Here is a 10,963-nt window from a genome sequence, read left to right on the forward strand (position 1 = left end):
CGGGGGGCCGGGCAAGGGGTAGCCTGCGCGGGTGAGGCTGGCCGTTCTCAGCGACGTTCATGGCAATGCTCCCGCGCTGGAGGCGGTGCTGCGCGAGCTGCGGGCCGAGTCGCCCGACCTGGTGGTCAATCTGGGCGATCAGGTGGAGGGCTCGGCAGACCCGGCCCGTGCCGCCGCCCTTCAGTACGAACTGGCGCGGGCCGGGGCACTGGAGGTGCGCGGCAACAATGAGGAGAAGTTCTGGCCGGGTGGGCGCCGCTCGGCACTCTCACGGGCCTACGGCGCTTGGCTGGAAACGCAACTGGACGCGGCGACGCGGGCGCGGCTCGCGGCCCTTCCTCTGACTGCCCGCACGCCGGATGGCTGCGTGTTCGCCTGCCATGGCACCCCGGAGAGCGCCTGGGACAGCCTGCTGTGGGTCTGGCAGTCGGAGGGTGAGGGAAGAGGCTTCTACCGTGCCCGTGACCCCCGCACCCTGCGTGCCGTCGTCGCGCCGCTGAACGCCGAGGTGGTCCTGTGCGGCCATACCCACCGCCCCGGCGCGACGCGGGTGGGCGATACGCTCGTCGTGAACGCAGGCGCCGTCAGCGATCAGGTGGACGGGGACCCCCGCGCCCGCTGGACCCTGCTGGAGCGCTGTTCGGGGCACTGGACGGTGGACTTCCGCGCTGTGGAGTATGACGTGGAGGCGGCGGTGCGTTGGTCGCAGTCGCACAGCCCGTTCGGGGAGGGCGAGGCCGCGCTGCTCCGCTCGGGCACCTTCGATGTGCGGGGCGGGTGATTCCGGTAGGGGGGGCAGACGTATGCTGGTTCCATGCGTGTTCGGCTCAAGGTGACGGGAGTGGTCGTGGGGTTGGCACTGGCCTCGTCCGGGGTGGCCCAGGGGAAGGTGGACGCGTGCCAGGGGGCGGCGGGCTCTCCCTCCTGGGTAGCCCCCGGCGTTTTCCGGGGAACGCTCGGCGGTCAGCCCATCGCCCTGCGGCTGGGTCCGGGTGACGACGCCAAGGGCGCCCGCTACTTCTACGAGCGGTGGGGCGTGGACCTCGGCCTCGTGCCGACCCGTCAGGGCGAGAGGCTGCTCCTGCGCGAGGAGGTCTGGACGCTCGCGGGCACGAAGGTCACGGGCTGCCTGCGTCTTGAGCGGGCCGGTGCAGGACTGCGGGGAAGCTGGACCAGCCCGGACGGGCGGAGGACCCTCCCCGTCGCGCTCGCCCCGCTGGACGTGACGCGCCTGCCCCTTAACCTCCCCGACTCCCCCGGCCTGCGGCGGCTGCGAGGCTCTGATCCCCTCACCTTCCTCAAGCTCAACCGGGCGTGGGTGGAGGAGGCCGGGGGCGCCCGCATCCGGGAGCCGCTGAGCGGCGTACGCTACCCACGCGTGCCGGGAGGAAGCGCCGCCCTGAACGTGGCCTTGCAAGACCGGCAACTCGAACACGCCGCGAACGCCCTGGACTGCCGGGCGGGGCTGGAGGGGGTGGGCGAGGACGCCTATGCACTGGCGGTCCGGGTCACCATCCAGCGGTCCCGACTCGTCAGCCTGTTCGAGAACGCGGGCTACTACTGCGGCGGCGCCCACCCCGACAACTTCGACGTGGGCCTGATCCTCGACCGCGCCACGGGCCGCCCGGTACTCATTCCAGCGATCTGGCCGGGCCTGACGCCCGCGCGACTGTCCGCCCTCTATCTCGCCCGCAGCGGCGCGGACGCCGAGTGCCGGGAGGTGCTGACCGGACGGGACCTGGCCCTCACCGCCCACCTCACCCCGCAGGGTCTGGCACTCACGCCCACGAGCCTGCCGCACGTCGTGACCGCCTGCGCGGAGACGGTCACGCTTCCCCTCGCCTCCCTACGTGCCCAGGCCGACCCACGGGGGCCGTACTTCCGCGACCTCTACCTCCGCTGAAGACAGCAAAACGCGCTCCGGGGGCTTCCCGGAGCGCGTGCCCAGCCCCTGGCCTCAGCCCTGGAGCTTGCGGGTGATCTCGAGCTGGCGCCGGACTTGGTGGCGGATGGAGGCCTTGTCCTCCTCGCTCAGCGGCTGGCCGTTGGCAGTCACGCTCGCGCCGTAGGGGTTGCCGCCCGAGGCGAAGATGGCGGGGTCAGTATAGCCGGGGGGCACGATGATCGCGCCCCAGTGGGCTGCCATGTAGTACAGGGTGTGCAGGGTGGTTTCCTGCCCGCCGTGGGGGTTCTGGGCGCTCGTCATCGCGCTGAAGGTCTTGTTCGCCAGCGCTCCCGTGGCCCACAGGCCGCCCAGGGTGTCGATAAAGACGCGCAGCTGGCTGGGCGTGCCCCCCCAGCGGGTCGGCGCACTGATCAGGATCGCGTCCGCGCTCTGCATGTCGTCGGCGGTTGCCTCGGGAATGTGGGCGGTGCGCTCCTGCTGCGCCTTCCACGCCTCCTGGCCGTCCACCACGCTTTGCGGGGCCGTCTCGCGGGCCTTGACCACGCGCACCTCGGCCCCGGCCTCGCGGGCGGCCTCGGCGGCTACCTCCGCCATCTGGTGGTTGGTGCCGTAGGTCGAGTAGTACAGGATCGTCATTCGAACCGGGTTCGTCATGACCCCAGCTTACTCCACCCGGCCAAATAGTTCAACATTAAGCGATCTGTCATCCCAGGAGGGGTCTGGGGGTCAGACGCGGATGGTCACGCGGGCGGAGTCGTCTTCGAGGTGAACGGTGTCGATAAAGCGCACCACGCGGGTGGCGTAGCCCATGACCAGGGTGTGGGTGCGGGCGCCGCCGCCGAAGCGCCGCACGCCGCTGAGCAGTTCGCCGTAGGTGATGCCGGTCGCGGAGAAGACGATTTGCTGACCAGGCGCGAGTTCGTCGGTTTTGTAGACCCTCTTTTCGTCCACGCCCATCTGTGCGAACCGTTCCCGCATGGCGTCGTCCTCGGGGATAAAGCGGCCCTGGATTTCCGCGCCCAGGCATTTCATCGCTGCCGCCGAGAGCACACCTTCGGGAGCGCCGCCCGAGCCCATCAGCGCATGGACCCCGGTGCCGCGCACGCCCACGGCGAGGCTGGCGACCACGTCCCCGTCTCCGATCAGCTTCACGCGGGCGCCCGCCGCCCGGACCTTGCGGATCAGGTCGGCGTGCCGCTCGCGGTCGAGAATGGTGACCAGCAGGTCCTCCACGTCGCGCTCCAGGCTCTGCGCCAGCACCGCAAGGTTGGCCTCCACCGGCCAGTCCAGGTGCACCCGCCCAGCGGCGGGGGGCGGAACCACCAGCTTGTCCATGTAGCAGTCGGGCGCGTGCATCAGGCCGCCGCGCTCGGACAGGGCGATCACGGCCAGGCCGTTGGGCAGCCCCTTGGCAGTCACGCTGGTGCCCTCCACCGGGTCCACCGCGATATCCACCTCGTACTGCCCGCGCCCCAGCTCCTCGCCGATGTAGAGCATCGGGGCCTCGTCCATCTCGCCTTCCCCGATCACCACCCGGCCCCGGATGTCGAGCGAGTTCAGTAGCTCGCGCATGGCCTCGGTGCCTGCGCCGTCCACCGCGTTCTTGTCGCCCATGCCGACCCAGCGGCTCGCGGCCAGCGCCGCGCCCTCGGTCACCCGCGCGGTTTCCAGCACCAGCGCATGCTCAAAACTGCTTACCCGCCCCGGCCCCGGCGGGGTGCCCGCCTGCCCCTTCTGCTTGCCCGTCATGGCTGGAAGCTAACACGCCCGCACCGAAAACCCGCGTTGGGAGCGGTTCCAGCATGTATGCAGGGGGAGTCAGGTCTCCGGGGCACCGTCCAGACGACCACCCAGGCCACAGCTTCTCCCAGGCGTTCCCGCACACCTAGCCGGTGGTTGCCGTCCCGCACGGACAGGGTGCCGCCCCGCCGCTGCACGGTCAGGGACGCGAGGCGGCCTCCTGCGCGGATATGGGCGGCCAGAGCTGCCACGCGGGCCTCCCAGCGTTGGGCAGCCTCGGGATACTCCTTTCCCGGTTCGGGACCGCAGCATCGTTGCAGATCGGGGAGGGGCACCTGGGTTGGCCCTTCCCACACGCGGGGCACCAGCCTCAGCCCATCCGCCAGCGCCGGATTGCCGCCTCCCGCACCTCCACGAGACCGAAGAAGCCGCTCTCCATCCGCGTTACCGCAGCACGCCCGTCCACACCAGCAGCAGCCACAGCACCACCGGAACCGCCAGTGACAGGACGATCAGCTTGAGCAGCCGCCACCAGTCGTTCAGGAACTCGCGCATGGGCCGAGGGTAGCAGGGGAGGGGAAAGGTCTTTTGCGCCAAGATTCACCCTGTTCCGGCTCAGGCTCCGGCGGGGACGGGGTGCTTACACTGCGGGACATGACTCTTCACGACCTCGCCGGGCAGCCCGCGCCGCCTTCTCTCCTGACCAATATCCCGCGTCTCGTCGCCCACTACTACGTGACGCGGCCCGACCCGCAGAACGCGGCCCAGCGCGTCTCCTTCGGCACCAGCGGACACCGGGGCACCTCCCTGAACGGCTCGTTCAACGAGGCCCATATCCTCGCCGTCTCGCAGGCGGTCGCCGAACACCGGGCGGCGGTAGGCATCACCGGGCCGCTGTACCTGGGCCTGGACACCCATGCCCTCAGCGAGCCCGCGTGGATGACGGCCCTGCAAGTCCTCGTCGCCAATGGGGTGCGCGTGCGTGCCCAGCCGGGTTTTTTCACGCCCACGCCGCTGATCAGCCACGCGATCCTCAACCACAACCGCGCCGGGGGGGACGGGACCGCCGACGGCATCGTCATCACGCCCAGCCACAATCCCCCGCAGGACGGCGGTTTCAAGTACAACCCGCCCTCGGGCGGCCCCGCCGACACCGACGTGACGAAAGGGGTCCAGGCACGGGCCAACGCGCTGCTGGAGGGCGGGCTGCGTGAGGTCAAGCGGGTCGGCCTCGACGATGCGCTAGACACGCTGGAGCCGTTCGACTTCATCGCCCCCTACGTGGCCGAACTCGGGGAGGTCGTGGACCTCGCCGCCATCCGCGAGAGTGGCGTGCGGCTGGGCGTGGACCCGCTGGGCGGCGCCAGCCTGCCCGTGTGGGAGGCGATCCGCGACGCGCACGGGCTGAACCTCACCATCGTCAATGAGACGGTGGACCCCCGCTTCGCCTTCATGCCCGTGGACCGCGACGGCAAGATCCGAATGGACTGCTCCAGCCCGTACGCGATGGCGGGGCTGCTGCGCCTCAAGGACGACTTCGACGTAGCTGTGGGTAACGATCCCGACGCCGACCGCCACGGCATCGTCACCCCGGACGGGCTGATGAATCCCAACCACTACCTTGCCGTGATGATCGACTACCTGTTCCAGAACCGCCCTGGCTGGAGTGCCGATGCGGGCGTGGGCAAGACGCTGGTGTCGAGTGCGCTGATCGACCGGGTGGCGGCGGGCCTGGGGCGGCGGCTGGTCGAGGTGCCCGTAGGCTTCAAGTACTTCGTGGAGGGCCTGCTGACGGGCTCACTCGGCTTTGGGGGAGAGGAGAGCGCGGGCGCCAGCTTCCTGCGGATGAACGGAGGGGCGTGGACCACCGACAAGGACGGCATCATCCCCGGCCTGCTCGCCGCCGAGATCACGGCGAAGACGGGCCAGACGCCCTCACAGCGCTTCGCAGCCCTCACCGAGCGGTATGGCGAGACGGCCTACGACCGCCAAGACGCGCCCGCCAATGCCGCGCAGAAAAAGGTGCTGTCCAACCTCAGCCCCGAACAGGTCACGGCCTCCACCCTCGCGGGCGATCCCATCACAGCCAGGCTGACCCGCGCTCCCGGCAACGGGGAACCCATCGGCGGCCTGAAGGTCACGACCGAGCACGCCTGGTTCGCCGCCCGGCCCAGCGGCACCGAGGACGTGTACAAGATCTATGCCGAAAGCTTCGGGGGCGAGGAGCATCTGCGCCGGGTGATGGAAGAAGCCCGCGAGGTCGTGGCCGCTGCCTTCCGTGCTGGGGGGGCCGAATGAGTCTGACCGAAGGCCACACCATCATCACCCGCGTGGAGATCACCGGCGTCGAGTTCGACTGGTTCGCTGCCGACGCCGCCGGACGTATCGCCCAGTTCATGGCGGCGGGTGATCCCCACGTCCCCGCCGCCGCACTGGCCTCCGAGGAACTCCTCGAAGCCCTGCACGTCTGGATCGACACCCGCCCCGAGCGCGAGGAGGCCAACGCCCTTGCTGGCGGCTTCGACGAGCACCTCACCCCGCCCCAGCGCCGGGGGGCCTATGTCTACGACCACGTTCCCGGCGAACCCGGCGTGTACCGGCTGGTGGCCGCGCCCCGACAGCCGCTGCACGTCTCCGAGCTGCCCGAGCACCTCCAGAGCTACCTCGCGGGCCTGACCCTGCCCGTTGCCCTTGGCACCCTCCGCCTGTGGATTGACGAGGAGGGCGGCGCCGAGGAGCGCCCGGACGAGGGCGCGGCGGAAGGCTGAACGGCTCGGCGAGCAGGGGAATCCGAACTCTCTCCGGTGGAGTGTCTGATCTTCCTCCCCCGTGGGTAACCCTCTGCATCGCTCTCCGCTCCGGCGTCCAGTTCCAGGGCCGCGTCCTTGCGCCCGCGCCGCGCCAGGCGGTATGCTGCTCCGGTTGACAACGGCCCGGTTCAGGGTTGCACCAGGGACGTTGTTCGGCACGCGCGGGTCCTGGGCCGATGCTGACGGCTTTCAGCGGTATTCCGCGTCGATCACCTCGGCTGTTCCGGTCAACCCGTTCCCGCTCCCGCCTCCCAGGTTCGGGGGGTGCGTGGGTGGGACCATCTGCACGACGTGTTTAGAAGCACCGTGCCCAGTAAGGAGTGATTCACCCTGCCTACCACCCAGCAACTGCTCCGCAAGGGGCGTTCCACCCTGCAGAAGAAGAGCAAGGTTCCGGCCCTCAAGGGCAGCCCCTTCCGCCGCGGCGTCTGCACGGTCGTCAAGACCACCACCCCCAAGAAGCCCAACTCGGCGCTGCGCAAGATCGCCCGTGTGCGTCTCAGCAGCCAGTTCGAGGTCACGGCCTACATCCCCGGCGAAGGTCACAACCTTCAGGAGCACTCCGTCGTGCTGATTCGCGGCGGCCGTGTGAAGGACCTCCCCGGTGTGCGCTACCACATCGTGCGCGGCACCCTCGACACCCAGGGCGTCAAGGACCGCAACAAGAGCCGCTCCAAGTACGGCACCAAGAAGCCCAAGGCGGGCGCTGCTGCCGCCGCTGGCAAGAAGAAGTAACCCCCGCGTGACCGACCGTGGGGGAGAAGGTACGGCCCCCGTCCGGTCAGCGCGACAAGGGGCCGTCACCCTCCGGGGGTGAGGCCCATGAACCGAGTCAAGAGTTAAGGAGTCAACATGGCACGTCGCCGCAGAGCAGAAGTGCGCCCCGTTCAGCCCGACCTGGTGTACCAGGACGTGCTGGTGAGCGCGATGATCAACCGCATCATGGAAGACGGCAAGAAGAACCTCGCCAGCCGCATCTTCTACGGCGCCTGCCGCCTGGTGCAGGAGCGCACCGGTCAGGAGCCGCTCAAGGTCTTCAAGCAGGCGTTCGACAACGTCAAGCCCCGCGTCGAAGTCCGCAGCCGCCGCGTGGGCGGTAGCACCTACCAGGTGCCGGTCGAAGTCAGCGCCCGCCGTCAGCAGAGCCTGACCCTGCGCTGGATGCTCGCCGCCGTGGACGGCCGCCCCGAGCGCACCGCCATCGAGCGCCTCGCGGGCGAGATCATGGACGCCGCGCAGGGCCGTGGCGGCGCCATCAAGAAGAAAGACGACGTGGAGCGCATGGCGGAAGCCAACCGCGCCTACGCGCACTACCGCTGGTAATTCCCGGTGAAGGGGCCGCCTTTTGGCCCCTGAACCCGAGCGGAGCGAGAAGGGAAGAGAGTGGGTTTCGCGCAGTGCAGCAGCAGGCGGCGCCTTTCCGACTGCTGCGGAATGGAGCGGAATCCACGAGCCCAACTGGCAACCCCTCACCGGACAGCGGCCCCCCAGTGCCGTCTGTCCCGTTTCGCTGGAACACCCGGCGGCGGACCTTACGGTGACGGCACACGTCACCCCGGACAATAGGGAGTCCTATGACCACCAAAGCGCAGAGCTACCTCACGCATTTCCGCAACATCGGGATTGCCGCGCACATTGACGCGGGCAAGACCACCACCACCGAGCGCATCCTGTTTTTCACCGGGCGCAACCGCAACATCGGCGAGGTGCACGACGGCGCCGCGACGATGGACTGGATGGAGCAGGAGCGCGAGCGCGGCATCACCATCACTGCCGCCGCCACCACCGCCAAGTGGACCCGCTCGGGCACCGATGAGGAATACGTCGTCAACATCATCGACACGCCCGGCCACGTGGACTTCACCATTGAAGTGGAGCGCTCCATGCGCGTGCTCGACGGCGCGGTCGCGGTGTTCGACTCCTCGCAGGGCGTCGAGCCGCAGAGTGAAACCGTGTGGCGTCAGGCCGACCGCTACGGCGTGCCCCGCATCGCCTTTTCCAACAAGATGGACAAGACGGGCGCCTCCTTTGAACTCGTGGTGAACGACATCCGCGAGCGCCTCGGCGCGATTCCCGCCCCCGTGCAGTACCCGATGGGCCAGGAAAGCGATTTCAAGGGCATCATCGACATCATCCGGATGCAGTCGCACACCTTCACCAACGACCTGGGCACCGAGATCACCGTGGGTGACGTGCCCGAGCAGTACATGGACAAGGTGCGCGAGATGCGCCAGCAGCTGATCGAGGCGGCCGCCGAGGTCGACGAAGAGCTGATGATGATGTACCTCGAGGGCGAGGAACCCAGCGTCGAGCAGCTCGTCGCGGCGATCCGCAAGGGGACCATCGAGAAGCGCATCTTCCCGGTGCTGTGCGGTTCGGCCCTGAAGAACAAGGGCGTGCAGCTCCTGCTCGACGCGGTGATCGACTACCTGCCCAGCCCGCTGGACGTGCCCGCCATCCGCGGCACCACCGAGGACGGCAACACGGTCGACTACCCCGCCGACCCCGAGGGCAAGCTCGCCGCGCTGGCGTTCAAGATCATGGCCGACCCCTACGTGGGCCGCCTGACCTTCGTGCGCATCTACTCGGGCACCCTCCAGTCGGGCAGCTACGTGTACAACGCCTCCAAGGAGAAGCGCGAGCGCGTCGGCCGCCTGCTGAAGATGCACGCCAACAGCCGCGAGGAAGTCACCGAACTCAAGGCCGGGGAACTCGGCGCCGTGATCGGCCTCAAGGACGCGGGCACCGGCAACACCCTGATCGGCGACGGCGACGAGCGCGTGCTGCTCGAATCCATTGACGTGCCCGAGCCTGTCATCAAGCTCGCCATCGAGCCCAAGACCAAGGCCGACCAGGAAAAGATGGGCATCGGCCTGCAAAAGCTCGCCGAAGAAGACCCCACCTTCAAGGTGGAGTCGGATCAGGAAAGCGGCCAGACCACCATCGCCGGGATGGGCGAGCTGCACCTCGAGATTCTGGTGGACCGTCTGAAGCGCGAGTACAAGGTCGAGGCCAACGTGGGCGCCCCGCAGGTGGCCTACCGCGAGACCATCACCAAGCAGGTCGAGGTGGACAGCAAGTTCGCCCGCCAGTCCGGTGGTCGCGGTCAGTACGGCCACGTCAAGCTGCGGGTCGAGCCGCTGGAACCCGGCGCGGGCTTCGTCTTCGAGAACGCCGTCGTGGGCGGCACCGTGCCCAAGGAGTACATCGGGCCAGCCCAGAAGGGCATCGAGGAGGCCATGCAGAGCGGCCCCATGCTGGGCTTCCCGGTCGTGGACCTCAAGGTCACCCTGTACGACGGCAGCTACCACGAGGTGGACTCCAGCGAAATGGCGTTCAAGATCGCGGGCAGCATGGGCCTCAAGGAAGCCGTCCAGAAGGGCAGCCCCGCCATTCTCGAGCCCGTGATGCGCGTCGAGGTCACCACCCCCGAGGAGTACATGGGTGACATCATCGGTGACCTGAACAGCCGCCGCGGCCAGATTCAGGGCATGGAAGCCCGTGGCAACGCGCAGATCGTGAAGGCCTTCGTGCCCCTCTCCGAGATGTTCGGCTACGCCACCGACATGCGCTCCAAGACCCAGGGCCGCGCCAGCTACTCGATGTTCTTCGACCACTACACCCAGGTGCCGAACAACCTCGCGCAGCAGCTGATGAAGAAGTAAGCGCTCCGGCCCGGCCGGGCCAGGCGAGAAGAAGCGTCCCCCATCGGGGGCGCTTTTTCGTTCACCTTCCGAATGCGGCTTGGGTCGATGCTCTAGCCTGCCTCCATGAGTATGCCCACCCCTACCCCAGCTCCCCGTCCTGCTCGCCTGGGTCTAATCACGACCCCGCTGCTGATCAGCTTGATCTACAACGCCATTTCTCTGCTGACCCTGCCCTTCTCGGGGCCGACGATCCGGCAGGTGCTGGCTGACCTCTCGGAAGTGACGGGCGGCCCGGCCTTGCAGATCAGCGAGGCGCAAATTCAAACGGTGCTGTGGCTCTCGTTCGCGCTGACCTCCGCGCTGGTGCTGTGGCTGTACGCCACCCGGCGGGCGGTGCTGGAGGGACGGCGCTGGGGGTGGGTGTCCGGCCTGGTGATCGCGGTGCTGAGCCTGCTCGTCGTGCCGTTCGGCACCGTGTTGGGACTGATCATGCTCTTCGGCCTCTTCGATCGTGAGGTGCAGGCGTACCTGCGGCGTTAGGAGGGGGCAGGAGGCCGGGGCTTGCAGCCTCGGCCCGGATTCGGTACCCTGACAAGTCGGTGCGGCGGATGACTCCGGTCCCCCCGCAACGTGCCAGCAAGGCGGGACACTGCCCTGGCGGGAATCAACCCAATGTGGGAGTGCGCCCACAGGCCCGATCAAAGGGTCACTTTGGCGTGCCCACCCACCGCTTGGAGGAACAGAACATGGCAAAAGGAACGTTTGAGCGGACCAAGCCCCACGTGAACGTGGGCACCATCGGGCACGTCGACCACGGCAAGACCACCCTGACGGCCGCGATCACCTTCACCGCCGCTGCG

The 10,963-nt window shown here is 68.6% G+C and carries 11 protein-coding genes; 9 read left to right on the forward strand and 2 right to left on the reverse strand.

The genetic code is table 11. The features are described 5' to 3' along the window. The first annotated feature begins 31 nt into the window (after nt 1-31). Both F8S09_RS09865 and F8S09_RS09870 read left to right on the forward strand, forming a co-directional pair. Nucleotides 32-781, forward strand: coding sequence for a metallophosphoesterase family protein (locus F8S09_RS09865; RefSeq protein ID WP_322618697.1), 750 nt, complete (start codon nt 32-34; stop codon nt 779-781). A 33-nt stretch (nt 782-814) separates the two neighbouring features. Further along, complete coding sequence (locus F8S09_RS09870) at nt 815-1,903, forward strand: hypothetical protein (protein ID WP_227978606.1); 1,089 nt, start codon at nt 815-817, stop codon at nt 1,901-1,903. Nucleotides 1,904-1,957: 54 nt separating this feature from the next. Here the strand turns inward: F8S09_RS09870 and wrbA are convergent, their stop codons facing one another. Next, a complete protein-coding gene (wrbA, locus tag F8S09_RS09875; RefSeq protein WP_152871303.1) occupies nt 1,958-2,560 on the reverse strand; it encodes an NAD(P)H:quinone oxidoreductase in 603 nt (200 codons plus the stop codon). 72 nt (nt 2,561-2,632) lie between these two features. Further along, a complete protein-coding gene (gene glpX, locus F8S09_RS09880) occupies nt 2,633-3,655 on the reverse strand; it encodes a class II fructose-bisphosphatase (RefSeq protein WP_152871304.1) in 1,023 nt (340 codons plus the stop codon). Between the two features lie 645 nt (nt 3,656-4,300). On the opposite strand from glpX, the gene pgm reads away from it, so the two are divergent. The 7 genes from pgm to F8S09_RS09915 form a co-directional block, all read left to right on the forward strand. Next, the gene (gene pgm / locus F8S09_RS09885) at nt 4,301-5,944 is read left to right on the forward strand and encodes a phosphoglucomutase (alpha-D-glucose-1,6-bisphosphate-dependent) (RefSeq protein ID WP_152871305.1); all 1,644 of its coding nucleotides are present in this window, start codon (nt 4,301-4,303) and stop codon (nt 5,942-5,944) included. Next, a complete protein-coding gene (locus tag F8S09_RS09890; RefSeq protein ID WP_152871306.1) occupies nt 5,941-6,414 on the forward strand; it encodes a hypothetical protein in 474 nt (157 codons plus the stop codon). The genes pgm and F8S09_RS09890 overlap by 4 nt, the downstream gene beginning before the upstream one ends. Before the next feature lie 372 nt (nt 6,415-6,786). Further along, entirely contained in the window at nt 6,787-7,191 is a 405-nt protein-coding gene (rpsL, locus tag F8S09_RS09895) for a 30S ribosomal protein S12 (RefSeq protein ID WP_152871307.1), read from the forward strand. Between the two features lie 117 nt (nt 7,192-7,308). Continuing rightward, the gene (gene rpsG, locus F8S09_RS09900; RefSeq protein WP_104991208.1) at nt 7,309-7,779 is read left to right on the forward strand and encodes a 30S ribosomal protein S7; all 471 of its coding nucleotides are present in this window, start codon (nt 7,309-7,311) and stop codon (nt 7,777-7,779) included. Between the two features lie 251 nt (nt 7,780-8,030). Next, on the forward strand, nt 8,031-10,121 hold the full coding sequence (gene fusA, locus F8S09_RS09905; protein ID WP_152871308.1) for an elongation factor G: 2,091 nt from the start codon (nt 8,031-8,033) through the stop codon (nt 10,119-10,121). 105 nt (nt 10,122-10,226) lie between these two features. Further along, nucleotides 10,227-10,643, forward strand: coding sequence for a hypothetical protein (locus tag F8S09_RS09910; protein ID WP_152871309.1), 417 nt, complete (start codon nt 10,227-10,229; stop codon nt 10,641-10,643). A 206-nt stretch (nt 10,644-10,849) separates the two neighbouring features. After that, nucleotides 10,850-10,963: GTP-binding protein (locus tag F8S09_RS09915; RefSeq protein ID WP_152867881.1), on the forward strand; the 114-nt coding region annotated here is incomplete at its 3' end.

It is taken from the genome of Deinococcus terrestris, from assembly GCF_009377345.1.
GTDB classification, from domain to species: domain Bacteria; phylum Deinococcota; class Deinococci; order Deinococcales; family Deinococcaceae; genus Deinococcus; species Deinococcus terrestris.

What these genes read in the sequence shown, in the direction of transcription:
- rpsG (WP_104991208.1), top strand. Translation starts at nt 7,309, where the DNA reads ATGGCACGTCGCCGCAGAGCAGAAGTGCGCCCCGTTCAGCCCGACCTG.
- fusA (WP_152871308.1), top strand. Translation starts at nt 8,031, where the DNA reads ATGACCACCAAAGCGCAGAGCTACCTCACGCATTTCCGCAACATCGGG.
- pgm (WP_152871305.1), top strand. Translation starts at nt 4,301, where the DNA reads ATGACTCTTCACGACCTCGCCGGGCAGCCCGCGCCGCCTTCTCTCCTG.
- F8S09_RS09870 (WP_227978606.1), top strand. Translation starts at nt 815, where the DNA reads ATGCGTGTTCGGCTCAAGGTGACGGGAGTGGTCGTGGGGTTGGCACTG.
- F8S09_RS09890 (WP_152871306.1), top strand. Translation starts at nt 5,941, where the DNA reads ATGAGTCTGACCGAAGGCCACACCATCATCACCCGCGTGGAGATCACC.
- F8S09_RS09910 (WP_152871309.1), top strand. Translation starts at nt 10,227, where the DNA reads ATGAGTATGCCCACCCCTACCCCAGCTCCCCGTCCTGCTCGCCTGGGT.
- wrbA (WP_152871303.1), bottom strand. Translation starts at nt 2,560, where the DNA reads ATGACGAACCCGGTTCGAATGACGATCCTGTACTACTCGACCTACGGC.
- glpX (WP_152871304.1), bottom strand. Translation starts at nt 3,655, where the DNA reads ATGACGGGCAAGCAGAAGGGGCAGGCGGGCACCCCGCCGGGGCCGGGG.